The sequence below is a fragment of the Kribbella soli genome, from assembly GCF_004331345.1.
Lineage (GTDB): Bacteria > Actinomycetota > Actinomycetes > Propionibacteriales > Kribbellaceae > Kribbella > Kribbella soli.
The window spans coordinates 46,494-70,340 of sequence record NZ_SJJZ01000003.1 but is presented as its reverse complement, the minus strand read 5'-3'; the positions used below and the strand labels follow the sequence as shown (position 1 = coordinate 70,340).

The 23,847-nt window shown below is 69.9% G+C and carries 21 protein-coding genes; 12 read left to right on the top strand and 9 right to left on the bottom strand.

The features are described from left to right. Positions 1 to 9: 9 nt before the first annotated feature. Positions 10 to 2,178 (bottom strand): transketolase, encoded by a 2,169-nt coding sequence (gene tkt / locus E0H45_RS23275; RefSeq protein WP_131340846.1) that lies wholly within the window; start codon positions 2,176 to 2,178, stop codon positions 10 to 12. 259 nt (positions 2,179 to 2,437) lie between these two features. On the opposite strand from tkt, the gene E0H45_RS23270 reads away from it, so the two are divergent. Together E0H45_RS23270 and E0H45_RS23265 are read left to right on the top strand one after the other, a co-directional pair. Continuing rightward, positions 2,438 to 3,403: a heme o synthase gene (locus E0H45_RS23270; protein WP_131343716.1), complete on the top strand. Its 966-nt coding sequence runs from the start codon at positions 2,438 to 2,440 to the stop codon at positions 3,401 to 3,403. Between the two features lie 120 nt (positions 3,404 to 3,523). After that, the gene (locus E0H45_RS23265; RefSeq protein ID WP_165546573.1) at positions 3,524 to 4,636 is read left to right on the top strand and encodes a ScyD/ScyE family protein; all 1,113 of its coding nucleotides are present in this window, start codon (positions 3,524 to 3,526) and stop codon (positions 4,634 to 4,636) included. A 19-nt stretch (positions 4,637 to 4,655) separates the two neighbouring features. Here the strand turns inward: E0H45_RS23265 and E0H45_RS23260 are convergent, their stop codons facing one another. From E0H45_RS23260 to E0H45_RS23250, 3 genes are read right to left on the bottom strand one after another with little or no spacing between them, the layout of a single operon-like run. Continuing rightward, positions 4,656 to 5,582 (bottom strand): COX15/CtaA family protein, encoded by a 927-nt coding sequence (locus E0H45_RS23260; RefSeq protein WP_131343714.1) that lies wholly within the window; start codon positions 5,580 to 5,582, stop codon positions 4,656 to 4,658. Between the two features lie 19 nt (positions 5,583 to 5,601). After that, the gene (locus E0H45_RS23255; protein WP_131340844.1) at positions 5,602 to 6,387 is read right to left on the bottom strand and encodes an ABC transporter permease; all 786 of its coding nucleotides are present in this window, start codon (positions 6,385 to 6,387) and stop codon (positions 5,602 to 5,604) included. Beyond that, the gene (locus E0H45_RS23250; protein ID WP_131343712.1) at positions 6,384 to 7,094 is read right to left on the bottom strand and encodes an ABC transporter ATP-binding protein; all 711 of its coding nucleotides are present in this window, start codon (positions 7,092 to 7,094) and stop codon (positions 6,384 to 6,386) included. Before E0H45_RS23250 ends, E0H45_RS23255 begins: the two co-directional genes overlap by 4 nt. A 140-nt stretch (positions 7,095 to 7,234) precedes the next feature. Here E0H45_RS23250 and E0H45_RS23245 point away from each other — a divergent pair, with 140 nt between their 5' ends. From E0H45_RS23245 to E0H45_RS23210, 8 genes are read left to right on the top strand one after another with little or no spacing between them, the layout of a single operon-like run. Next, a complete protein-coding gene (locus E0H45_RS23245) occupies positions 7,235 to 7,960 on the top strand; it encodes a helix-turn-helix transcriptional regulator (protein WP_131340843.1) in 726 nt (241 codons plus the stop codon). Next, positions 7,957 to 9,369: a Fe-S cluster assembly protein SufB gene (gene sufB / locus E0H45_RS23240; RefSeq protein ID WP_131340842.1), complete on the top strand. Its 1,413-nt coding sequence runs from the start codon at positions 7,957 to 7,959 to the stop codon at positions 9,367 to 9,369. Before E0H45_RS23245 ends, sufB begins: the two co-directional genes overlap by 4 nt. Next, complete coding sequence (gene sufD, locus E0H45_RS23235) at positions 9,369 to 10,571, top strand: Fe-S cluster assembly protein SufD (RefSeq protein WP_131340841.1); 1,203 nt, start codon at positions 9,369 to 9,371, stop codon at positions 10,569 to 10,571. Before sufB ends, sufD begins: the two co-directional genes overlap by 1 nt. Then, entirely contained in the window at positions 10,568 to 10,906 is a 339-nt protein-coding gene (locus tag E0H45_RS23230) for a non-heme iron oxygenase ferredoxin subunit (RefSeq protein ID WP_131340840.1), read from the top strand. The genes sufD and E0H45_RS23230 overlap by 4 nt, the downstream gene beginning before the upstream one ends. A gap of 23 nt (positions 10,907 to 10,929) precedes the next feature. Continuing rightward, a complete protein-coding gene (gene sufC / locus E0H45_RS23225) occupies positions 10,930 to 11,691 on the top strand; it encodes a Fe-S cluster assembly ATPase SufC (RefSeq protein ID WP_131340839.1) in 762 nt (253 codons plus the stop codon). Next, entirely contained in the window at positions 11,688 to 12,944 is a 1,257-nt protein-coding gene (locus E0H45_RS23220; protein ID WP_131340838.1) for a cysteine desulfurase, read from the top strand. Before sufC ends, E0H45_RS23220 begins: the two co-directional genes overlap by 4 nt. Before the next feature lie 2 nt (positions 12,945 to 12,946). Further along, a complete protein-coding gene (gene sufU, locus E0H45_RS23215) occupies positions 12,947 to 13,405 on the top strand; it encodes a Fe-S cluster assembly sulfur transfer protein SufU (RefSeq protein WP_131340836.1) in 459 nt (152 codons plus the stop codon). Beyond that, positions 13,398 to 13,778, top strand: a complete 381-nt coding sequence (locus tag E0H45_RS23210; RefSeq protein WP_131340834.1) for a metal-sulfur cluster assembly factor — start codon at positions 13,398 to 13,400, stop codon at positions 13,776 to 13,778. Before sufU ends, E0H45_RS23210 begins: the two co-directional genes overlap by 8 nt. Positions 13,779 to 13,830: 52 nt before the next feature. Here the strand turns inward: E0H45_RS23210 and E0H45_RS23205 are convergent, their stop codons facing one another. Then, positions 13,831 to 14,307, bottom strand: a complete 477-nt coding sequence (locus tag E0H45_RS23205; RefSeq protein WP_131340832.1) for a quercetin 2,3-dioxygenase — start codon at positions 14,305 to 14,307, stop codon at positions 13,831 to 13,833. 64 nt (positions 14,308 to 14,371) lie between these two features. On the opposite strand from E0H45_RS23205, the gene E0H45_RS23200 reads away from it, so the two are divergent. Both E0H45_RS23200 and E0H45_RS23195 read left to right on the top strand, forming a co-directional pair. Next, positions 14,372 to 14,980: a TetR/AcrR family transcriptional regulator gene (locus E0H45_RS23200; RefSeq protein WP_131340830.1), complete on the top strand. Its 609-nt coding sequence runs from the start codon at positions 14,372 to 14,374 to the stop codon at positions 14,978 to 14,980. Further along, entirely contained in the window at positions 14,977 to 15,594 is a 618-nt protein-coding gene (locus E0H45_RS23195; protein ID WP_131340828.1) for an acVLRF1 family peptidyl-tRNA hydrolase, read from the top strand. Before E0H45_RS23200 ends, E0H45_RS23195 begins: the two co-directional genes overlap by 4 nt. On the opposite strand, the gene E0H45_RS23190 is transcribed toward E0H45_RS23195, so the two are convergent. From E0H45_RS23190 to E0H45_RS23175, 4 genes are all read right to left on the bottom strand, one after another. Beyond that, positions 15,582 to 16,094: a hypothetical protein gene (locus E0H45_RS23190; RefSeq protein WP_131340826.1), complete on the bottom strand. Its 513-nt coding sequence runs from the start codon at positions 16,092 to 16,094 to the stop codon at positions 15,582 to 15,584. The two genes, E0H45_RS23195 and E0H45_RS23190, sit on opposite strands and share 13 nt — an antisense overlap. Beyond that, positions 16,091 to 22,576, bottom strand: coding sequence for a hypothetical protein (locus E0H45_RS23185; protein WP_131340824.1), 6,486 nt, complete (start codon positions 22,574 to 22,576; stop codon positions 16,091 to 16,093). Before E0H45_RS23185 ends, E0H45_RS23190 begins: the two co-directional genes overlap by 4 nt. 111 nt (positions 22,577 to 22,687) lie before the next feature. After that, complete coding sequence (locus E0H45_RS23180) at positions 22,688 to 23,263, bottom strand: hypothetical protein (protein ID WP_131340822.1); 576 nt, start codon at positions 23,261 to 23,263, stop codon at positions 22,688 to 22,690. Between the two features lie 3 nt (positions 23,264 to 23,266). Continuing rightward, positions 23,267 to 23,806 (bottom strand): hypothetical protein, encoded by a 540-nt coding sequence (locus tag E0H45_RS23175; RefSeq protein WP_131340820.1) that lies wholly within the window; start codon positions 23,804 to 23,806, stop codon positions 23,267 to 23,269. Between the last annotated feature and the right edge of the window lie 41 nt (positions 23,807 to 23,847).

Below are 23,847 nucleotides of genomic sequence, written 5' to 3'. Positions count from 1 at the left end.
TTGTGGTCTTCAGTTGGCGTCGGCCGGTCCGACCGGGCCGGCGGCGGCGCGCCCGGGCGGTACACCCGGACCGCTGATCGCCGCGGCGGCGGCGATGCTCTCCTTCGCGGCCTGCACGACCGCGTCGGTGGTGATGCCGAACTCGTCGTAGAGGGTCTGGTACGCCGCGGACGCGCCGTAGTGCTCCAGGCTCACCGAGCGGCCGGCGTCGCCGACGATGTCGTGCCAGCTCTGCGCGATCCCGGCCTCGACCGAGACCCGGGCCCGCACGTCGGCCGGGATGACCGACTCGCGGTACGCGTCGTCCTGCTCGTCGAACCACTCACGCGACGGCATCGAGACCACGCGGGCGTTGACGCCCTCCTCGGCCAGCTTCGCGCGCGCCTCGACGGCCAGCTGCACCTCGGAGCCGGTGCCGATCAGGACCACGTCCGGCGTACCGTCCGTGTCGAGCAGCACGTAGGCGCCCTTGTGCACGTTCTCCGTGGTGGCGAAACCATCGGCGCCGCGCGGGAAGGTCGGCACGTTCTGCCGGGTCAGCACCAGGCCGGCCGGACGGTCGGTGTGCTCGAGAATGGTCGCCCACGCGGCCGCCGTCTCGTTCGCGTCACCGGGCCGTACGACGTCGAGGCCCGGGATCGCCCGCAGCGCCGAGAGGTGCTCGATCGGCTGGTGCGTCGGACCGTCCTCGCCGAGACCGATCGAGTCGTGCGTCCAGACGTACGTCACCGGCAGCTGCATCAGCGCGGCCAGCCGGACGGACGGACGCATGTAGTCCGAGAAGACCAGGAACGTACCGCCGTACGGGCGGGTCAGGCCGTGCAGCGCGATACCGTTCAGCACCGAGCCCATGGCGTGCTCGCGGATACCGAAGTGCAGCACCCGGCCGTACTCGTCGCCGGAGAACTCCTTGGTCGAGTACTCCGCCGGGATGAACGACGGCTGACCCTTCGGAGTGGTGTTGTTCGAGCCGGCCAGGTCGGCCGAACCGCCCCACAGCTCGGGCAGCTCGGGTGCGAGATTCGTCAGCACGTCACCGGACGCGGCGCGGGTCGCGACACCCTTGGCGTCGGCTTCCCAGCTCGGCAGCTTGTCCTTCCAGCCGGCCGGCAGCTCACGCTTCGAGAGCCGGTCCAGCAGCGCGGCTCGCTCCGGGTTCGCAGCCTTCCACTCGTCGAACTTCGCGGTCCACTCGGCCTCCAGGGCCTTGCCGCGGTCAAGCGCCTCGCGGGTGTGCGCGATCACGTCGTCGGCCACCTGGAACGTCTGCTCCGGGTCCCAGCCGAGGACCTTCTTGGTGGCGGCCACCTCGTCCCCGCCGAGCGCCGAACCGTGGATCTTGCCGGTGTTCTGCTTGTTCGGGGAAGGCCAGCCGATGATCGTGTGCAGCCGGATGAAGCTCGGCTTGTCGGTGACCGCCTTGGCTTCCTCGAGGGCGTCGTACAGCGCCTGGACGTTCTCCTCGTAGCCGGTGCCGCCGTTCGTCCAGTCGACGTCCTGGACGTGCCAGCCGTACGCCGCGTAGCGCGCCGCCACGTCCTCGGAGAAGGCGATGTCGGTGTCGTCCTCGATCGAGATCTTGTTCGCGTCGTAGATGACCGTCAGGTTGCCGAGCTTCTGGTGCCCGGCCAGCGACGAGGCCTCCGCCGAGACGCCTTCCTCCAGGTCGCCGTCGGAGGCGATCACGTAGACGTGGTGATCGAACAGGCCCTCGCCCTTCGGCGCGTCCGGCTCGAGCAGGCCGCGCTCGCGGCGGGCCGCCATCGCCATGCCGACCGCGTTGCCGACGCCCTGACCGAGCGGGCCGGTGGTGGTCTCGACGCCGGCGGTGTGCCGGTACTCGGGGTGGCCCGGGGTCTTGCTGCCCCAGGTCCGCAGCGACTTCAGGTCGTCCAGCTCGAGGCCGAAGCCGGCCAGGTAGAGCTGGATGTACAGGGTCAGGCTGGAGTGCCCCGCGGACAGCACGAACCGGTCGCGGCCGGCCCAGTGCGGGTCCGCCGGGTTGTGCCGCATCACCTTCTGGAACAGCAGGTACGCCGCCGGTGCCAGGCTCATCGCCGTACCGGGATGTCCGTTCCCGACCTTCTCGACCGCATCCATCGCGAGCACCCGTACGGTGTCGACCGCGCGCTGGTCTAGCTCGGTCCATTCAAGCTTTGGGCTGGTCTTCTCCGTCACGCCGGCGGCGCTCCTCTCGATGGTGACCTTCTAGGTATCTCACGCAGAGCCTACTGTGACGCAGGCTGTCGGCTGCACATTGCCCAACGCCTTGTCAACCAGCTGGTGACTCCTGCTGTTCCCCGACGTCTCGGACATCACACCGGCAACACATCCGGCTCATCGGAGGGGGGTGCGACAACCCTCCTACGGGGCGTCGTAGACTGCTGAATCGTCAGCGCCGCTCATCCGGCGTCAACCCACTCTGTTCGAGGTGTTCGTGACGGCCGTCGACCCGCGTCCCGCCGCGACGACGTCGTACCCGACGCCGCTGCCGGACGCTACCGCTGTGGTGAGTCCGTCGGTGCGCGACGTGGTGAAGGCGTACGTCGGTCTGACCAAGCCGCGCATCATCGAGCTGCTCCTGATCACCACCGTTCCGGTGATGTTCCTGGCAGCCGGTGGAGTGCCCGGTCTTGAGGTGGTCGTGGCCACGCTGATCGGCGGCATCCTGGCCTCCGGCAGCGCCAACACGATCAACTGCGTCCTCGACCGCGACATCGACGAGCAGATGCGCCGGACCCGGCGCCGCCCGTTGCCGCGGCACGCGGTCAGCCCGCGCTCGGCGACGATCTTCGGCGTCGTTCTCGGTGTGCTGGCCACCCTCGAGCTCGGCTTCTACGTGAACTGGCTGTCGTCCGGCCTGGCCCTGGCGGCGAACCTGTTCTACGTCTTCGGCTACACGATGGTGCTCAAGCGCCGGACCGTGCAGAACATCGTCTGGGGCGGGATCGCGGGCTGCTTCCCGACCCTGATCGGCTGGACCGCGGTCACCGGCGAGCTCGCCTGGACGCCGGTCGTGCTGTTCCTGGTCGTCTTCTTCTGGACGCCGCCGCACACCTGGTCGCTCGCGATGCGGTACCGCGAGGACTACGCGTCGGTCGACGTGCCGATGCTCCCCGTGGTCGCGACCCCGGTCGCCACCGCGCGGCAGATCATGGCGTACTCCGTGGTCATGGTGATCACGTCGCTCGCGCTCTGGCCGATCGGCGACACCGGCTTCGTGTACCCGCTGGCCGCGGTCGTGCTCGGATTCGTGTTCCTCCGCGAGGCACGCCGGTTGTTGCTCCGGGCCCACACCGGCGCGGACGGCGCCGCGCTGCGCCCGATGCGGCTGTTCCACTTCTCGAACATCTACCTGGCGCTGCTGTTCATCGCGGCAGCCATCGACCCGCTCCTGCACTGAGAGTCGCCTCGCGGGCGCGGTGGGTCTTCCCGTTGACCTGATCGTGATCTGATGTTGCGATGGGTCCTGCCTGTGGAGGGGCATCCACGCCTGGGGAGGCGTAGCAGCAGGGGGATTCGCATGGGGGTACGAACACGCATCGCCGCGGTCGCGGCACTCGCACTGACCGGTTCGCTCCTGGTCGCGGCACAGGCCGACGCCGGGCACAGCCACTCGAGTCTGAAGCCGGTGGCAACAGGTCTGAACGGTCCGCGCGGCGTCTCGACGTACGGGAACAAGGTCATCTACAGCGTCACCGACGGGTCGGTGTACGTGACCGACGGACACCGGACCCTGAAGCTCGGCACGGTGCCGGGCACGGCTGGGTTCCCGCCGGCGATCGACACCAACAAGTGGGGTACGACGTACGCGCTGACCGGCGCGGGCGGTGAGCCGGGGCAGCCGCCGGTGCCGGGGGCCACGACGCTGTACCGGATGCGGTACGGGAAGGCGCCGGTCAAGATCGCCGACATCGGCGCGTACCAGAAGAAGGACCCGGACCCGTACGACCTGGAGCAGAACCCGACCGACTCCAACCCGTTCGGCGTCGCTGCGCTGAGCGACGGCACGGTCCTGGTCTCGGACGCCGCCGGCAACGACCTGCTCCGGGTCTGGCCGAACGGCCACATCAAGACGGTCGCGAAACTCAAGCCACGCGTCGTGAAGGTTCCTACCGGTCTGCCCGCCACGGACCCGGACGGCAACCCGCTGCCACCGGCCGGTACGCCGATCCCGGCCGAGGCCGTCGCCACGTCGGTCACGGTGGGCTCGGACGGCTACTGGTACGTCGGTGAGCTCCGTGGCTTCCCGGCCACGCCTGGCACGTCCCAGATCTGGCGGATCAAGCCGGGCTCGGTGGGCGCGGTGTGTGACCCGGCCAAGCCGTACAAGGGCAAGTGCCAGCGGTACGCCGACGGGTACACGTCGATCGTCGACCTGGCCGGAGGACCGCGGGGCACGCTCGCGGTCGTCGAGCTCGACAAGGCCAGCTGGCTGCAGTTCGAGCTGAGCGGCCCGACGAAGGGCGGCCTGTTCCTGCAGTACCCGGGCAAGTCTCACAAGGCCGGGTACAAGCGTGAGCTGGTGAAGGACCAGCTGACCCTGCCGGGTGGCGCGGGCTTCAACCGCGCAGGGCAGCTGTTCGTCTCGGCGCCGGTCTTCGGGCCAGGAGCTGTCTACAGAGTGAAGTACTGAGTGACGCGCGGGACGTCCGTCAGGTGGCGGGCGTCCCGCGTTCGCCGTAGACGGCTGTGACGAGGGCGATCAGTAGGCCGGCCAGGAACATGTGGACCAGGACGACACCCCACGGCAGGCCGGTGAAGTACTGCGTGAAGCCGACGGCGCCCTGCAGAACCTCGATCGCCAGTAGCCAGGCGGCGAGCTTGCGCAGCGTCCGCGAGGTCGCGGTCACGCGGGTCGCGATCACCAGGGCGATCGAGATTCCGAGCAGGCCGAAGACGACGTCGGAGTGCAGCTGACTGACCAGCTCGGGGTCGAAACCGTTGCGGCCGGTCTCCGGATCGCCCGAGTGCGGACCGGCCCCGGTGACAATGGTGCCGAGGGCAACGGTCAGCCAGACCGCCACCACGGCGGCCGTTGCGAGGGCGCGGACCACCGGGGGAGTGTGCGGGTACGGGCTGGTGCGCGACCGGCGCATCATCGCGACCGTCAACGTGATGATGACCGGCGAGACCAGGAAGTGCGCCGAGACGATCCATGGGTTCAGACCGGTGAGCACGCTGATGCCGCCGATCACCCCTTGCAGCGGGACACCGAGCGCGGCCGCGGTCGCCAGCCGGCGCAGGTCCCGCCGGATCGGGCGGTAGCGCATGACGACCAGCCAGGTGAGGATCGCGACGATCGCGACGACGAACCCGAGCATCCGGTTGGTGAACTCGATCGCGCCGTGGATGCCGAGGGCGGCGTGCGGGACGTAGGAGTCGTCGGTGCACGACGGCCAGGTCGGGCAGCCGAGCCCTGAGCCGGTCAGCCGGACCAGTCCGCCGGTGACCACGATGCCGATGTTCACCACGATCGACGCCCAGCCCCAGCGCCGGACGACGTCCAGGCTCGGCTCGGGAACCAGTCGCCAGAATCCGCTGACTGGCTCAGTCTCTTGGGGCGGGGTCTCGGTCGTCATCACCGGCACACTCTAAAGGTCAGTCCCAGCGGAAGGTGCGGGACACCAGGTAGCCCAGCACCCCTGCCCAGAGTGCCAGCGAGAGCGCGGCCGCCCACGGAATCACCCCTTCTACGGTCGAATTCGCGATCCCGTTGGCGAGCGCGGCACTCGGCAGCAGGCGTACGACGCCTTGCAGGCCGGCCGGGTACTCGTCGACGGGCGTCATGATCGCGCCGCCCACGAGCAGCAGCAGGTACAGCAGGTTCGCCGCGGCCAGGGTCGCCTCGGCCCGCAGTACGCCGGCCATCAGCAGACCCAGCGACGCGAAGGCCGCCGTACCGCAGAGAACGGTGAGGACCACGCCGAAGACGGCCTCGAACCCGCCGATCGGCTTCCATCCGAGCGCGAACCCGGTCCCGATCAGAACGACCAGCTGGATGACCTCGACGATCAGGACCGCGCCGATCTTTCCCGCGAGCAGACCGGTGCGGGACAACGGGGAGGCGCCGAGGCGCTTGATGACGCCGTAGCGCCGCTCGAAGCCGGTCGCGATCGCCAATGAGGTGAACGAGGAGGAGAGGATCGCGAGCGCCAGCACCCGGGGGACTGCTTCGTCGATCGGCCGGCCGCTTCCGAGCGGCAGCCGCTCGCCGAGGCCGGTGCCGCCGAGGAGGAGCAGCAGACCGAGCGGAATCACCAGGGCGAGCAGCAGTTGCTCGCCGTTGCGGACGAGCAGCTTGAACTCCATCCGGGTGTGCGCGAGCACCTTCCGCGGCCAGGGTGCGCTGCCCGGCCTCGGGGCATAGGTCGCAGCGCTGCTCATCGCGTCTCCCGCTTCGGCGCGGTCAGTTCGAGGAACACGTCCTCGAGGGACTTGGTGTGGTGCTCGGTGAGGGAGTCGGGGGTACCGGAAGCGATCACCTTGCCGGCCGACACGACGTGCACCTGATCGGACAGCTGCTCGGCCTCGTCCATCGCATGCGTCGTCAGCACGACGGTCACGCCGTCGTTACGCAGGTCCCGGATCAGCTGCCAGATCTCGCGGCGGCCATGCGGGTCCAGTCCGGTCGTCGGCTCGTCCAGGAACGCGATCTCCGGCCGTCCCACGATCGCCAGCGCGAACGACAACCGCTGCTTCTGCCCACCCGAGAGCCGCCGGTACGGCGTTCGCCCGCAGCTGCCCAGGTCGAGGCGCTCCACCAGGGCGGGCACGTCGAGCGGGTGGGTGTGCAGCGTGGCGACGTACCGAAGCATCTCGACCGCGCGGACGCCCGACCAGGCGCCGCCCTCCTGGAGCATCACGCCGATCCTCGGCATCAGCTCGTCGTGGTCGGCGAGCGGGTCCAGGCCGAGGACCCGGACGCTGCCCGAGTCCGGGCGCCGGAAGCCCTCACAGGTCTCCACGGTCGTGGTCTTGCCGGCGCCGTTCGGGCCGAGCACGGCCGTCACCGTTCCGGCGGCTACGGTGAGACCGAGACCGTCGACAGCGGTCTTCTCGCCGTACCGCACGACGAGGTTGTCGATCTCCACCGCGACTGGCACAAACGGCAGCATAGAGAACGGCCCGGAGTGACCTCGCTCACGGTCGGGTCCCGGGCCCCGCGTGAGCGCCCGAACCGGTTAGGGGACCCTTATTTGAAGGGCCTGGGGAATTACGCGACACTGATGTTGTGAAAACTCCTGCGACCGACCGAGCCGTGTCCCACGGCGCTGCCGGCGCGCGGGACGAGTCCACCCGGGACCGGGTCGCACGCTCGATCCTGACCAATGGCCCGTCCAGCGCCGCGGTGCTGGCGGAACGGCTCGAACTCACCCCGGCGGCGGTTCGCCGGCACCTCGACCACCTGCTGGACGAGGGCCTGGTGGAATCCCGCGAGGAGCGCGTCTACGGCCCCCGCGGCCGCGGCCGTCCCGCGAAGGTGTTCGTGCTGACCGACTCGGGCCGGCACGCCTTCCACCAGGCGTACGACGACCTCGCGGCGACCGCGATGCGGTTCATCGCCGAGGCCGGCGGTGACGACGCCGTGGCGGAGTTCGCCCGGCACCGGGTCTCCGAGGTCGAGGAGCGCTACCGGGAACTGCTCGCGCAGGCTCCGGAGAACAAGAAGACGGAGGTGCTCGCCCAGGCCCTGACGGCCGACGGCTACGCAGCCTCCACGGCGGAGGCGGGCCACGGCGCCCAGCTCTGCCAGCACCACTGCCCGGTCGCGCACGTGGCCGCGCAGTTCCCCCAGCTGTGCGAGGCCGAGACCGAGGTGTTCTCGAGACTCCTCGGCAAGCACGTACAGCGACTGGCCACCATCGCTCACGGCGACGGTGTGTGTACGACGCATATCCCGGGCCCTGCCCCTGCGGCCCCTGTATCCGACGGCGAATCTGCGAGGACGACTCGATGACGCAAACCGCTCACCCCGAACTGGAAGGCCTCGGCAACTACCAGTACGGCTGGGCCGACTCCGACGCCGCCGGCGCGGTCGCCCAGCGCGGCCTCAGCACCGACGTGGTGCGGGGCATCTCCGCGCTGAAGAACGAGCCGGAGTGGATGCTCGACCTGCGGCTGAAGGGCCTGAAGCTCTTCGACCGCAAGCCGATGCCGTCCTGGGGTGCCGACCTGTCCGGAATCGACTTCGACAACATCAAGTACTTCGTGCGGTCGACCGAGAAGCAGGCGACCAGCTGGGAAGAGCTGCCCGAGGACATCAAGAACACCTACGACAAGCTCGGCATCCCGGAGGCGGAGAAGCAGCGCCTGGTCGCCGGCGTCGCCGCACAGTACGAGTCCGAGGTCGTCTACCACCAGATCCGTGAGGACCTGGAGGCCCAGGGCGTCATCTTCCTGGACACCGACACCGGCCTGCGCGAGCACCCGGAGATCTTCAAGGAGTACTTCGGCTCCGTCATCCCGGTCGGCGACAACAAGTTCGCCTCGCTGAACACCGCGGTCTGGTCCGGCGGCTCGTTCATCTACGTCCCCAAGGGCGTCAAGGTGGACATCCCGCTGCAGGCGTACTTCCGGATCAACACCGAGAACATGGGCCAGTTCGAGCGCACGCTGATCATCGTCGACGAGGGTGCCTACGTGCACTACGTCGAGGGTTGTACGGCGCCGATCTACAAGTCCGACTCGCTGCACTCGGCGGTCGTCGAGATCATCGTGAAGAAGGGCGCCCGCTGCCGCTACACGACGATCCAGAACTGGTCGAACAACGTCTACAACCTGGTCACCAAGCGCGCCACCTGCGAAGAGGGCGCGACCATGGAGTGGATCGACGGCAACATCGGTTCCAAGGTGACCATGAAGTACCCGGCCGTGTACCTGATGGGCGAGCACGCCAAGGGCGAGACCCTGTCGGTCGCGTTCGCCGGCGAGGGCCAGCACCAGGACGCCGGCTCCAAGATGGTGCACAACGCGCCGTACACCTCCAGCTCGATCGTCTCGAAGTCGGTGGCCCGCGGTGGCGGCCGGACGTCGTACCGCGGTCTGGTCGAGGTGGCGCCGGGCTCGCACCACAGCAAGTCCACGGTGCGCTGTGACGCGCTGCTGGTCGACACCATCAGCCGTTCGGACACCTACCCGTACGTCGACGTCCGCGAGGACGACGTGGCGATGGGGCACGAGGCGACCGTGTCCAAGGTCAGCGACGACCAGCTCTTCTACCTGATGAGCCGGGGCATGGCCGAGGACGAGGCGATGGCGATGATCGTCCGCGGCTTCATCGAGCCGATCGCCCGCGAGCTCCCGATGGAGTACGCGCTGGAACTCAACCGGCTCATCGAGCTGCAGATGGAAGGGGCCGTCGGCTGATGTCCGCCGCTGAAACGCTGGTTGCCACCGGCAACCGGGCACACTCCCACGGGCCGGGGTCCCCGGTCCCGCTCCAGGCGCGCAGCGAGCGGCCGACGTCGTACGACGTCGCCGACTTCGCGGTGCCGAACGGGCGCGAGGAGGAGTGGCGCTTCACCCCGGTCAAGCAGCTCAAGGCCCTGTTCGACGACGCGGCCGGCACCGAGACCCCGAAGATCGACGCCTCCGGTCCCGAGGGCGTCGTCTTCGAGACCGTTGCGGCGGACTCGCTGAAGGTCGGCAAGCCGCAGGACCGGTCCGCGGCCGTCGCCTGGAACCACGCGGGCGAGGCGTTCGCGGTCCGGATCCCGGTCGAGGCCGAGCTGACCGAGGCGGTGCACGTGAACGTCGCGAGCCTCGGTGCCCGCGGCTTCAGCCACCTGATCGTCGAGGCCGGCCGGCACAGCCGCGCGATCGTGATCATCGATCACACCGGCGCCGGCGAGCTGAGCAGCAACGTCGAGGTCGTCGTCGGCGACGCCGCCGAACTGCGCGTGGTCAGCATCCAGCAGGGCGACCACGAGTCGATCCACCTGGGCCAGCACGACGCGCTGGTCGGGCGGGACGCGAAGCTCCACCACGTCGTCGTCACCCTGGGCGGCAAGGTCGTCCGGATCGGCACCAACGTCCGGTACGCCGGACCTGGCGGTGACGCGGAGCTCCTCGGGGTCTACTTCGCCGAAGGCGGGCAGCACCACGAGAACCGGCTGTTCGTCGACCACGAGGCGACCAACTGCAAGAGCAACGTGCTCTACAAGGGCGCGCTGGCCGGTGACAAGGCGCGCTCGGTGTGGATCGGCGACGTGCTGATCCGGGCCGCGGCCGAGGGCACCAACACGTTCGAGCTGAACCGGAACCTGGTCCTCACCGACGGCGCCCGCGCCGACTCGGTGCCGAACCTGGAGATCGAGACCGGCGAGATCGAGGGCGCGGGGCACGCGTCCGCGACCGGCCGCTTCGACGACGAGCAGCTGTTCTACCTGCAGGCCCGCGGCATCCCCGAGGACGCGGCCCGGCGGCTGGTGGTGTCCGGCTTCTTCAACGACATCATCGGCAAGATCGGCGTACCCGAGGTCACCGAGCACCTGCACGACGTGATCGAGGAGAAGCTCGCACGGGCCGCGGAGTTGAGCGCATCGGCCAAGGCGGTCGTCGGGCAGTGAGCGACACGTTCGAGCGCGCCTGCGCCGCCGCCGACGTCCCCGACGAGGGAGTGATCCCGGTCGAGGTCGGCGGTGTGGAGGTCGCGGTCGTGAAGAGCGAAGGACAGTACTTCGCGGTGCGGGACGAGTGCTCGCACGCGCAGATCCAGCTGTCCGAGGGTGACGTCGGCGAGTGCGAGATCGAGTGCTGGCTGCACGGGTCCCGCTTCGACCTGCGCACCGGTGAGCCGACCAGCCTGCCGGCCTACGACCCGGTGCCGATCTACCCGGTGCGCCTCGACGGCGACGACGTACTCGTCGACGTGAAGAACCCCCTGAACCAGGCATCCCTGTAAACAGACGGAGATAGAAGAAACCCATGGCGACACTCGAGATCCGCGACCTGCACGTGTCGGTCGACACCGAGAACGGCCCGAAGGAGATCCTGCGCGGCGTCGACCTGACCATCGCCGGTGGTCAGACGCACGCGATCATGGGCCCGAACGGCTCCGGCAAGTCGACGCTGGCGTACTCGATCGCCGGGCACCCGAAGTACAACATCACCAGCGGCACGGTGACCCTGGACGGCGAGGACGTGCTGGACATGGCCGTCGACGAGCGCGCCCGGGCCGGCCTGTTCCTGGCGATGCAGTACCCGGTCGAGGTGCCGGGGGTGTCGGTGGCGAACTTCCTGCGCACCGCGAAGACCGCGATCGACGGCGAGGCGCCGAAGCTGCGGACCTGGGTCAAGGACGTGAACAAGGCGCTGTCCGACCTGGACATGGACCCGACCTTCGGCCAGCGCAACGTCAACGAGGGCTTCTCCGGCGGTGAGAAGAAGCGCCACGAGATCGTCCAGCTGGAGCTGCTGAACCCGAAGATCGCGATCCTCGACGAGACCGACTCCGGCCTCGACATCGACGCGCTGAAGATCGTCTCCGAGGGCGTCAACCGGTTCGCCGGCCAGGGCGACAAGGGCGTCCTGCTGATCACCCACTACACGCGGATCCTGCGCTACATCAAGCCGGACTTCGTGCACGTCTTCGTCGACGGCCGCGTCGCCGAGGAGGGTGGCCCGGAGCTGGCCGAGGAGCTGGAGGCCAACGGCTACGAGCGCTTCCTCAAGGCAGGCGCGAAGTGACCGACGCCCGGACCTTTAGCAGTCCGCTGGACCTGCAGTCGGTCCGGGCGGACTTCCCGATCCTGTCCCGCGAGCTCGCGGGCGGATTCCCGCTGGTCTACCTGGACTCGGCCAACTCGTCGCAGAAGCCGCGCCAGGTGGTGCAGGCGATCGAGGACCACTACCTGATCCACAACGCCAACGTCGCGCGCGCCATGCACCAGCTCGGTGCCGAGGCGACCGCGGCGTACGAAGGCGGCCGGGACAAGGTGGCCGCGTTCATCGGCGCCCCGAACCGGGACGAGATCGTCTTCACCAAGAACGCCTCCGAGGCGCTCAACCTCGCCGCGCACACGCTCGGCGCTTCGCTGAAGCCGGGGGATGTCGTCGTGGTCTCCGAGATGGAGCACCACAGCAACATCGTCCCGTGGCAGCTCGCGTGTGAGCGCACCGGCGCCACCCTGAAGTGGTTCGGCGTGACCGAGGACGGGCGGCTCGACCTCAGCAACATCGAGGAACTGCTCACCGAGAACACCAAGGTCGTCGCCCTCACCTGGGTGTCGAACGCGCTCGGCACGATCAACCCGATCAGCGACATCGCCGCCAAGGCGCACGCGGTCGGCGCGACCGTGGTGGTGGACGCGTCGCAGGCGGTCCCGCAGTTCCCGGTCGACGTGTCCACGCTCGGCGCGGACCTGCTGGTCTTCACCGGTCACAAGGTCGTCGGCCCGACCGGCATCGGCGTGCTCTGGGGCCGGTACGAGCTGCTCGCGTCGCTCCCGCCGTTCCTCGGTGGCGGCGAGATGATCGAGGTCGTCCGGATGACCGGTTCGACGTACGCGCCGCCGCCCGCCCGGTTCGAGGCCGGTACGCCGCCGATCGCACAGGCGGTCGGGCTCGGTGCGGCCGTCGACTACCTGTCCGGGATCGGGATGGACAAGATCGCCGCGCACGAGCACGCGATCGTCGAGTACGCGCTCGAGGGCCTGAAGACGGTCCCCGGGCTGACGCTGCTCGGGCCGACCGACGCCACGGACCACGGCGGTGCGATCAGCTTCGCGCTGGACGGCGTCCATCCGCACGACGTGTCGACCGTGCTGGACACCCGGGGGATCGCGGTCCGGGCCGGGCACCACTGCGCGCGGCCGGTGCACGAGCGGTTCGGAATGCAATCGTCGACCAGAGCGTCTTTCTACCTGTACACGACTCCCGAGGAGGTCGACGCGCTCGTCGACGGACTCGGGTTCGTCCGATCGTTCTTCAAGGTGGACTGATAATGCAGCTCGACAGCCTCTACCAGGAGATCATCCTGGACCACTACCGGAGCCCGCATCACGCGGGCCTCGCGGACCCGTACGACGTGGAGGTGCACCACGTGAACCCGTCCTGCGGGGACGAGGTCACGCTCCGGGTCGAGCTCGACGGCGACACCGTGAAGGGCGTCACGCACGACAGCGTCGGCTGCTCGATCAGCCAGGCGGCCACGTCGGTGATGTCGGACCTGGTGGTCGGCAAGCCGGTGGCCGAGGGTATGGCGACGTACGAGAAGTTCCTCGAGCTCATGCAGGGCCGGGGGAATGTCGAACCGGACGAAGAGGTTCTGGAGGACGGCGTCGCGTTCGCGGGCGTCGCGCAGTTCCCGGCCCGGGTGAAGTGTGCACTGCTGGGCTGGTCGGCCTGGCGGGACGCCACGGCCCAGGCACTGGCCGCGAATCAAGGAGTGAACAATGCCTGACCAGACCGACGAGAAGATCGAGCTGCCCGAGGTCGACCTCGAAGCGGCGCAGGCGGGCACGACCCCGGCCAAGGTCGAGGACGTGAACGAGGCCCTCAAGGACGTCGTCGACCCCGAGCTGGGCATCAACGTGGTCGACCTGGGCCTGATCTACGGCATCACCGTCGACGACACCAGTACGGCGATCATCGACATGACGCTGACGTCCGCGGCCTGTCCGCTGACCGACGTGATCGAGGACCAGACCCGGATGGCGCTCGAAGGCCTCGTGAACGACTTCCGGATCAACTGGGTCTGGATGCCGCCGTGGGGCCCGGAGAAGATCACCGACGACGGCCGCGACCAGCTGCGCGCGCTGGGTTTCAACGTCTGAGTGTTTCCGCAGTGCAGAGCCCGGGTCAGGTGGCCCGGGCTCTCGCATGTGGTCAGAACGGTGGCGGTCCGACGATCTGGATGGCACCGGTCTTCTCGGCGGCGTCCCGGACCCGGTCGAAGTCGACCGGGATCGGCCGGCTTCCGTCGGGCGCCGGCTCGCTGGCGAGCCGGTAGAACGCCTCGTCCGTACCCGGGGTCTGGATCGTCAGGAACCTGGTCGTCGGGGACACGACCCTGAAGGCATGCGGCACGCCGCGGGGAATCACTACGACTCCACCGGCCGAGAGGCTGCGTTTCTTCCCGTCGAGGTCGAGCAGGATCTCTCCGTCGAGGAGGTAGAACGTCTCGTCCGACGCGGGATGGATGTGCAGCGGTGTCACCTTGCCCTGCTCGCCGACGAACTCGAAGAGCAGGAACGCACCTCCGGTCTCCGCCGAGGTCGCCAGCCAGGTGTGCAGACCGCCGCCGCTGAACCACCGCCGTTCGCCCTCGCCGTGATCGCGGACCGTCGCAGCCAGTGTGGTCATGTCGAGCACCCCTCCCGTTCGTGGGACTGGAGTCCCATTACGAACGTACGGTACCGTGTATGCCATGTCAACGGCGTACGAGCAGTCCGGCCGGACCCGGCAGAAGCAGCGCACGCGCAACGACCTGATCGCCGCCGCTCGCGACCTGATCACCCAGGGCGGGGCGGCTCCGACGGTCGAGGAGGCTGCCGCGGCCGCGTCGATCTCACGGACAACGGCGTACCGGTACTTCCGCAGTCAGGCCGAGCTGCTCGCCGCCGCCCACCCGGAGGTCGAGCTCACCTCCTTGTTGCCGGCCGACAGCGGTGACGACCCAGAGACTCGGCTGCTCGCGGTCGTGGCGGCGTTCATCGAGAGTCTGCTGAAATTCGAGCCGCAGCAGCGCACGATGCTTCGGCTGTCGCTCGAGCCGTCCTCGCAGCCGGAGCAGCTGCCGTTGCGGCAAGGGCGTGCGATCGGCTGGTTCGAGGATGCGCTCGCGCCGGCCCGGGACAGGTTGTCCGAGGCCGCCGTCCACCGTCTCGCTATCGCCGTGCGCAGTGCTGTCGGTATCGAGGCGCTGGTCTGGCTCGTCGACGTGGCCGGCCTGAGCCGCGACGAGGCCGTAGACGTCATGCTGTCGTCCGCGCGCGCGATCGCGCGTGCGGCGCTGTCCGAGGGAGTTGACGCATGACGCGCATCGTTTCCGTGGCGCCCGAACGGCTCGACCGGTGGCTGACCGGGTTCGGTGAACGGCATGGTGAGGTCGTGTACGACGTGACGCCGACGAGCGTCACGTTGTCGGCCGAGGACGGCGCGTCCGCTGTCGTCACTGTGCCCTTCGAGCCCCTCGCGGAGTTGTCCCGCGCAGGGCTCGTGGCGCATGTGCTCACCGAACGACGGCTCGGCGTACTGCTCGTCCGGCGCGGTGGTTACGGCGCCGGGGTGTTTGCCGGCGGCAAGCTTCTCGACTCGAAGGTCGGGTCGCGGCACGTGCAGGGCACGACCAAGGCGGGTGGCTGGTCGCAGCAGCGGTACGCGCGTCGGCGGGACAACCAGGCGCGCGAGGCGTTCGCGGCGGCCACCGAGGTCGCGGTGCGGATCCTGGCGCCGGCGAAGCTCGACGTGCTGGTGTGCGGGGGAGACCGGCGGGCCGTCGAAACGGTGCTCGACGATCCCCGGCTGAAGGAGATCGCCGGGTTGGTGCGGCCGCCGTTCCTCGGCGTACCGGATCCGAAGCTGAAGGTTCTCGAGCAGGCCGGCGCCGACGCCCGGGCGATCCGGATCGAAGTGGATCAGTCGGAGTAGCTGTCCCGGACGGCCAGCAGCCGTTCCCGCCGGAAGCGTCCGGGGTCGCGGTCCCGTTCAGCCTGCCCGGCGTCGGTCCAGAATGCTTCCGCTGGCACGGAGTCGCCGGCCGGCGGGACGAACTTCAGGACCTCCTGCACGGCCTGGCGTGCGTAGGCCATCACGGCGCGGGCCGCCTCGGACCGGTCGTCGGCCGCCACCTCGCCGGCGATCCAGTCGGCGACCGCCAGCCATTGCCCGGCGTCGACCAGCTCCGACGGCTCCGGTCCGCCGAAGGTCGCGACCTCATCGAGAAGTCCCTGGTACGGCGGTGAGAACAGGTACTCCCGCTCTGCGCCGCAGCCCGCGCACGTACCGACGTACCTCAGCGCTGCGTCGTGGATGTCGTACTGCCAGGCCGCTTGGTCCGAGCCGCAGTCCTGGCACGCGGTGAGGTCGAGGTAGAGCATCGCCTCGGTGGTCGTCCGGGCGATGGCGTACGGCGGGTCGTAGTCGTTCACTCGATGGTCATCCCGGTCGCGGGGTTGGCCGTGTGGCTTCGGCGCATCGATGCCTTCGCGGTCCGCGTGTGGCTCATCCGCGAGTCGGTTTCGGCGAGGGCTGCCGCCGGAATCCCGTGCTGTTGCAGTGCCTCGACGACCGCGCTGGTGAAACGCCGCGGTGGAGCATCCGGCGTGTGCAGCGCCCTGAGGTCGACGCGGCCCTCGGCGAGGAGGGCCAGCCGCGGGTGCAGCGTTGCGAACGCCGCCGCGAAGCCACGGTCGCCCCGGCCGGCCATGGTGCCGTCCGGATGCGCGACGTAGACGGTTCGCCGGCCGTTCGCCTCGCGGACCGCCAGCCGGACGTTGACGTCCTCGCGCCGGGCCTGGTCGAGGGCATCGACCAGAGGCCGGTACGGATGCTGCTCGTCGGCATCCACGGTCACCTGCACGGTCCGGACCCGCTCCGGCCTGGCCGAGCCGGCCGAGCTGGTACGAGCGGCTCCACCGGATTCCATCCGCGCCCGCATCTCGTCGTACTCGTGCCGGTACATCGTCAGATACGCCTCGCCGGACGCCGCCCGCCGCAGCGTGGCGGAGCGTTCGACCTTCGGTTGCTTGCGCCGGCCGAGCCGGAGGCGCTCGAAGTCCAGGTGGTAGTCCACCCGCACTTTGACCGTGACGACCTGCCCGGACTCGTACAGCCCGGTCTCATGGCGCGCACCGACCGTACCGGTGTCCTGCTCGCTGACCCGCCGGCTGCTCGTCGTGCTCACGCTGAGTTCTCCGCCTGGCGTAGAGGTACCGATCGTCCGGGAACCGGGCAGCAGCCTGTTGCTGCGGGCGGTCACCTGGCTGACCCGGAGCGCGCGGGAGTTCTGGCCGAGCTGGGTGGTCGACTCCTCGTCCGGATCCGACAGCAGTTCCAGGCCCGAAACCTCCGCGCGGACCCGGATCGCGACCACCCGCGCGCTGTCCCCGGGAACGGCGAGCGGGACGAGCTCGTGCCCCGACGGGCCGGCCATCTCCTGGAACGCGACCATCCGGTTCGCGCCGCCGAGCCGTGACTCCAGCGTCGAGGCGTGCATTCGGACACCTTCGGGCTTGAGCAGATCGACCTCGCCGAGACGAGCGCAGGCAGCCTCGAACAAGGCGTTGTCCTCCTCCGCGCCGGGCAGGTACGGCAGCGTGCCCTCGGCGAAGTAGTGCTCGGGCAGGACCACAGGCCGGTGGTCTGTGTGGTCCGGGATCTCGAGCCCGAGCTGCGGGGGAGCCGAATCGAGCACAGACGCCGGTACGGCGAGACTCATCCGCCCGTGGGCTTCCCGGCGAGTCGTGGAATCAGCCGTCCCGCCGGGAGTCGCCGAGTCCTCGATCTCGATGAACAGCTGATAGTCCCGCTCGACCCGGGCCGTTTCGACCGCCAGGGCGGTGCTGATCTGGGTGCCGGCCTCGGTGCTCGCCGCGGTAGTGGAGGTGTTGAGCTCCGCGCCGGCACCGGCCGTCGCCGGGATCCCGTCCGATCCTGACAGGTCGAGCGAGGCGCCGTACGACGTGCCCTCGGTCCGGCTGCGGCTACGGTCACGCAGGCTCCACAGCTGGGCGAGGCCGAAGCCGCTGCCGCTCTGCCCCTGCGTTCCGCCCGCCTCAGTGCTCTGTTGGCCGACGAACCGCAAGCGCACCCGGACCCGGAGATTGCGGGTGCTCGCACCGATGCGGACCGGACGCTCGAGGACGAAGCCGCGCGGGTCGAGCATGTCGTCCAGCTGGTTTCGCCAGCGGGTGCCGGCGAGCTCGCCGCGCAGCGCGTCCACCAGGACGGGATCGTCCAGCGCCTGCGGCGAGTGCTCCGCGACGGCTGCGCAGACCTCCCGGAACGGGTCGGTGTCGTTGCCGTCCTGGTCCTGCAGCGAGGCCTGGTCGACCTGCGCGGCGCCCATCATGCGGTCGTAGTGGCGGGGGAGCTGTGGCTCGACCCGCCGCCGAGCGAGATCTTCGGCCTGGGCCAGTACGGCGTCGAGCCGCTGATCGGTGTGCGCCGGAAGTCCGGCCGCCGTCCGGACCGCGTCGGCCAGCACCTCGTGGGTGTGTGCGGCGGCGAGGCCGCCGGTGGCGCCCCGTTTGTCGATCCGGTAGCGGCGCATCAGGGCGGTCATGGTGCGGCGCGGGAGAACCAGGTTGCCGTTGAGCACACGCTCGACGGCGTCGGAGACCTGGTGCAGCGGGAGATCCAGGTCGCGCCGCCCGTACGACAGCAGCGCGTCGCGCTCGGGAAGCGTGAGGAGTACGGCGCCGTTCTCGAGCGGGATCCGCCGCGGTGCGGCACCGCCGGACCGGAGCTGGGCCTCGAGGACGAGATCGCCCCAGAACTGGTAGTGCTGGCCGTCCCGCATCAGGGTCCGCTCGACGCCGGTCGTGGCCGACTCGGACGCGCTCGACGAGACCGTGGTCGTGCGGGTCAGCCCGACCGAGCCTCCGTACGACTGCCCGTCGGCAGACACGGCGCCACTGCCGCCGTTGATCCCTGCGCTCGTGGCGGTTGAGACGCCCGCAGTACTGCCGGTGGTCGCCAGCGTGACGTTGAGCTCGGCGAGAATGGGATGCCCGGCACCGACGTACCTGAGGTTCTCGACCCGCGTCGTCACGGTCAGGGCGGTCGGCCGTGGAGTGAGACCGCGTTGCCGGATCGCCTCGAGCGGGTCAGACGGTTCGGAACCGACGGCCAGGCTGGTGCGGTACTCGGTGGTGAGCAGCTCGGGCCGGGCGATGAGGTTCCGTGGGGCGAGGAATCCGCTGAGGTGCTGCAGCGCGGAGCTGCCCTCGAGGCCGGGTACGGCGGCGGTCAGCTGGGCGATCGGGTCCCGCGCGTCGATGTGGTGGACCGCTGCCGTCTGCAGCAGCTTGGCTTTGACGCGACCCGGTACGGCGACCGTGGGCTGCGCTGTTCCACAGAACTCGCTGTCGAGCCAGACGCGCGCGCTGCCCTCGGACGAGGCCACCGGCACCGCCGTACCGTCGGAGGTGACCTCGCTGACCGTGATCGTGTGCGGTACGTCGAACACCGCGACCGTCGAACCCGACTCGGCCACCGTCATCCGGTACGCGCCTCTGGTGGACGACCAACCGAGGGAACGGCCTCGCGACGTCCGGCCGACCGAGACACCCGCCGTCGGCGTGGTCCCGGCATCCCCTGTGGCCGGCGCGTTGCTCAGACCCAGCCGTGCCGACCAGGGCACACTCTGCGCCCGGGAGCCGGTACGTCCCGACGTACTGACGCCGATGTCGACGTTGACGACCATGTCGTTGTCAGCGACGCCGATCGGCGTCACGCGGTCGAAGTGCTGCTCGAGTGCGATCTGGTAGGTCCGGACCCGCGGCGGGTGGCCGGTGCGGTGCTCGGTGAGCTGAAAGCGCAGCCGGTCCTGCGCGGCGTGGTCGTACCCGGTCTCCAGCCGGTGCTTGGCGATCTGCTGACAGGCGCGTTCCCAGTTCTCCGCCTGGCTGAGTACGACGGCGGGGTCCTGACCGGCGAGGGCCGCGGGCAGTGGGTGGCCGTGGTCGTCGAGCGGCGGGATCATGCCCTGCTGCGACAGGTGCGTGAGGAAGCCCTTCAGTGCGTCGTCGGCGCCGGTGAGCTCCCGGATCATCGCCGGTCCGGCACCGCGCAGCTGCCCCGGCCCGTTGCCCAGCCACGGCGGGAGTTGCAGCGGAGTGTCGGTCGGGCGCGGGTCCCCGCGCAGGAGGAGCTGGCCGTCCGAGCCACGTCGTACGGCTCCATCGGCATCCCGGAGGAGGGCCGCGGCGGGCACCGGGAGCCCGTAGCGGAAGGCGTCCCGCTCCGCCATCCGCAGGCAGGCGTCGCCCGCGCCTTCGGTCGTGAACGAATCGTCGCGGTCGAGGCGGTGCACAGTGACCTTGTGCCGCAGGCGCAGCTTCACACCGACGGTCGGCGCCACCCGCTGGGTGCTCCACCGGCTGCCCAGGTCGGCCGTCGACGCGGTGTCCTCGTGGCTGGTGTTCCGTCCCGCATGCACTCCCGGAGCGATGTCTGCGGTGGTCGAGCCCAGGTCGGAGATCGACGTGGTGGCCGTGAGGCCGGCCGTGCGGGACCGGCTGAACGACTGACTGCCGGACGCGCCCGAGTTGCCGACGCGCCAGAGTTCGAGTTTGTGATCCGGCGAGCTGTCGCTGGTCAACTCGGCGGACTCCAGGTCGACGTCCGTCTCCAGCTGTGCCCAGGCGACCGGTCGGCCGCCGTCGGTGATGAGCCGCCAGACACCGCCGGGCCGGGTGGTCTCGTCCAGCCGGATCATCCCGTCCTCGACGACCAGACTGCGGACCCGGTCGTGGCCGACCCGGTCGAGCGATCCGAGTCGGTGCTGCAGCTCCGCCAGGGTTCGGTCGCAGAGGTCGTTGAGGCCGTCGACGCGGGTGGCCATGTGTTCGGGCATCGCCGTACGGCGTTCCGCGGCCAGACCGAGCGTCTCCAGATCGGTCGTCTCGGTCGGCGGCGGAACCGTGTAGGTGTGGATGTACCCCAGGTCGAGCGTGGCCGCGTCGTGGTCCGCGCCGGTGTCGACGACGTTGGGCGGTGACCAGTCCGCGGTGGCCGACTCCCGGATCCGCCAGATCCAGCGCGGCCGGTCCGAGCGGTACCGCAGGAACTCACCGCGGAGCGCCTCGACCGCGCCCGTCTGGGCGAACTCGGTCGCCCCGCCGGTGACCGTCCGGCCGCGGCCGCGGCTCAGCTCGACGCCGGGCGCGACGAACGCGGCGACCGCCTTCAGTTTGCTCGAGTCCGGCAGCGCCTGCGTCACAGTCCGGAGGCTTGCGTCGGCTGTCGTCGCGGAGTTCTGGGCCGCGGCGGTGGCGACGCTGAAGCCGCCCTGGACCACCTGCCCCACCTGGGCCTCGTCGATGGTCAACGGGCTGTCCAGCACCTCGTGGAGCTCGCCGGGATCGAGCTGGAGGTGGAACTGCAGGAGGTGGTCGGCATCCGTGCGCGCGTCGTTCCCGATCGTCAGCACGAAACCGTCGGGCGAGAGGATCCGGCGGCTCTCGCCGCGCAGCGTCCGGTGCAGGACGTCCGGGGTGAAGGAGTACGGCACCTTGCGTTTCTCCAGTGCCTCGTTGAGCTCCTTGCACAGCTTGGTCAGGTGGGGGAGCCGGCCGGACGGAAGGCCGTTGTGCTGAACGTCCTTGGCCGGGAGAGTGGCCGCGGTCGCCTCCTCGTACGCCCGAACCTCCCGTACGGCGGCCTCGGCGTTGCCGCCTGCCGGGGACAGCGCACGGTAAGCCTCGGCGGCGGTGCGGGCCTGATTCGCCGCGGCTGTGCACAAGCTCGCGATCTCGGTATGGCGGTCGGCGACCCGGAGCCGCGCGACGGCCCGGACGCGGAGCCGGCGGGCGCGCTCGCTCGCGGACGCGTCCCGCGCGCCGGCCTCGTCGTCGGCCGCAGCGAACAGTTCCGCCGCCTGATCGCGGGCGGCTGCCGCGCTCAGGGTTCGTACGTCGGCGCGATGCAGATGATCCGCTGCAGCGGAGTCGAGATCGGCGATCTGCCGACGTACCCGCGCTTGGAAGCGTTCCTCCGGCGTCGTCGCAGGCGCCTGCTGCGCGTCAGGTACGACGACCTGCACGCCGGTCCACGGCACGCTCGGAGCGGGGTGCCCGCCGTGTCGGATGGCTCCGGACAGGTTCGTCAGGTCGGTCTCGACATCGGCGAGCGCGCGGACGCCCAGACCGGCCCGGGTGTCCCGCCACTCCACGCTGAGCCGGCGGAATTCCTCGTACTGCGCTTCCGCTCGACGATCCCGTACTGCGCGGTGCGCCCCGGCGCTCGTCCTGATATCGCTCAGGAGCCGGCGGATCGGGCCGAAGAACCCACCCGCCGCTGGGCGCCCCACGCCGCCGCTGGTTTGGTGTCCGCCTCCGACCGGGCGCCGCGAGCGGCCCGGCGTCCGCAGCGTTGCGGGCTGTGGCTGTGGCTGGGCCAGGCGTTCCGCGTCGTGGGCGAGGGAGCGGGCGTTGGCGACCAGATCCGCCGCGAAGGGCCGGTTCGAGCCCTCCTGCCGGGCTCGCGTGCTGGTCAGCCGCCGAAGGTCGGCCTCGGTTTCGAGGCGATTGCCGTCCAGCAGGTCCTGCAGCAGAGCCTGCGCCTCCCTCTGCTGCACTGCGGGCAGCCCGGGGAGGTCGAGCAGAGCATCGAGCCCAGCGGTCGCACCGTCTGCCGCAGTCCCGCCGCGCACCAGATCGAGCTCGGCCCCGACGAACGCCACCGCCTCGGCGACCAGGCGGTCGTCGCCGACCGCGGTCGCTCGCCGGGCCAGCCGGCGCTCCAGCCGGCGAAGAGCCTTGCGAGCCAGTCGTTCACGAGAGTGCCGCAACCGCAGCGTGCCGTCCCGGAGCGCAAGAGCCTCGGGCGCCACCACGCCGACCGCGAGCCCGAGCGCCTCCCGCGCACGAACCTGCGGGCTGTTCGCTGTGCTGGCAGCAGACGTCAACGCCAATCTCCCCGTTCAGATCACCGGACGGGGAGATTAGCAACCAGCTGTTCAGTTTCTCGCTACAAATCCCACCAGACGAGTTAACAATTGCCGGTGGGGATTGTCACATCAGGAATCGCTGTACAGCGCGCGGAAGTCCGCCAGCGTGCCGGTGTAGTACTCCAGGTCGTCATCCAGCCGGGCGCGGCTGACCAGGTACGGGTCGCGGGCCTTGGCGTCGGTGCCGAAGCTGGTCCAGATCTCCGAGTCGGGGACCGTGTCGCCGCCGTTGGTGCCCTCCGGCAGGGACTTCATCGCCTCCCGGATCGCCTCGGCGGCGAGTTCCCAGCCGAGCTCGACGTAGTAGCGTTCCCGGCCCGGTTGACCGTCGTAGGCCATGTCGGCCCCGATCGTCCGGTCGGCGTACAGGTGCCCGACGACCGCCCACTCCGCTGCGTCGACCAGCTGCGACCGGCCCAGTCCCCAGTGCGCTCCGAGCCGGGTGGAGGAGTGCTGGGACGAGTACGGGATGGTGATCTCGCCGATCGGCGACCGGTAGGTCCAGGCATCCGGGCCTTCGACGAGGTTGTCGCCGAGCTCGAAATCGGGAGCAGGCGCCAACACCTCACCGGGTTGTGGTCCGGCCTGCGCGGTCTCCAGCGCGACGTAGATCTGGGCCTCCCACAGGGTCCGTGCGATCGGCATCGGTTATCTCGCTCCTGTCTGGCTGATTTCTCTGCGCAGTTCGGCATACGCGTCACGAGTCACGAGTAGCCGGTCCAGCCGGAAGCGCCCCGGCTCCGCGGCACGCATCGCCCGTCCTTCCGGTGTCCAGAACTCGTCGTCCGGTACGGCGTCCGCGCCGGCCGGGACGAACTTGATCACCTCGACGACGGCGGCCTGCGCGATGGCCAGCACCCTACCGGCCTCGACGGGCTCCGTGGGGACGGCCGCCGCGGCGGTGTCGGCGACGTCCAGCCACTGGCCCGCGTCGAGGATCTCGGACGGCTCCGGACCGCCGAACGTCGGCCAGCCGTGCACCGGCGTCTCGTGCTCCGGCACCCCGAACAGGTACTCGCGTTCGGCGGAACACCCCGGGCAGGTCGCGGCGTAACTGGACGCCAGTTCACCTCTGATCTGGATCAGTGCCTGTTCCCAGGGGGCGTCGACCGACCCGCAGTCCGGACACGGATGCAGCTCGAGGTACAGCTGCGCCTCATCCCAGGTGCGCGCGACCGCGAATGCCATCAAGCCCCTCTCGTCCACCAGGTTCTGGAGTATCCATGATC

Coding starts and splice junctions, on each gene's coding strand:
- sufD (WP_131340841.1), top strand. CDS start 9,369: ATGTCCGCCGCTGAAACGCTGGTTGCCACCGGCAACCGGGCACACTCC.
- sufC (WP_131340839.1), top strand. CDS start 10,930: ATGGCGACACTCGAGATCCGCGACCTGCACGTGTCGGTCGACACCGAG.
- E0H45_RS23195 (WP_131340828.1), top strand. CDS start 14,977: ATGACGCGCATCGTTTCCGTGGCGCCCGAACGGCTCGACCGGTGGCTG.
- sufU (WP_131340836.1), top strand. CDS start 12,947: ATGCAGCTCGACAGCCTCTACCAGGAGATCATCCTGGACCACTACCGG.
- E0H45_RS23200 (WP_131340830.1), top strand. CDS start 14,372: ATGTCAACGGCGTACGAGCAGTCCGGCCGGACCCGGCAGAAGCAGCGC.
- E0H45_RS23205 (WP_131340832.1), bottom strand. CDS start 14,307: ATGACCACACTGGCTGCGACGGTCCGCGATCACGGCGAGGGCGAACGG.
- E0H45_RS23260 (WP_131343714.1), bottom strand. CDS start 5,582: ATGACGACCGAGACCCCGCCCCAAGAGACTGAGCCAGTCAGCGGATTC.
- sufB (WP_131340842.1), top strand. CDS start 7,957: ATGACGCAAACCGCTCACCCCGAACTGGAAGGCCTCGGCAACTACCAG.
- E0H45_RS23180 (WP_131340822.1), bottom strand. CDS start 23,263: ATGCCGATCGCACGGACCCTGTGGGAGGCCCAGATCTACGTCGCGCTG.
- E0H45_RS23265 (WP_165546573.1), top strand. CDS start 3,524: ATGGGGGTACGAACACGCATCGCCGCGGTCGCGGCACTCGCACTGACC.
- E0H45_RS23255 (WP_131340844.1), bottom strand. CDS start 6,387: ATGAGCAGCGCTGCGACCTATGCCCCGAGGCCGGGCAGCGCACCCTGG.
- E0H45_RS23210 (WP_131340834.1), top strand. CDS start 13,398: ATGCCTGACCAGACCGACGAGAAGATCGAGCTGCCCGAGGTCGACCTC.
- E0H45_RS23175 (WP_131340820.1), bottom strand. CDS start 23,806: ATGGCATTCGCGGTCGCGCGCACCTGGGATGAGGCGCAGCTGTACCTC.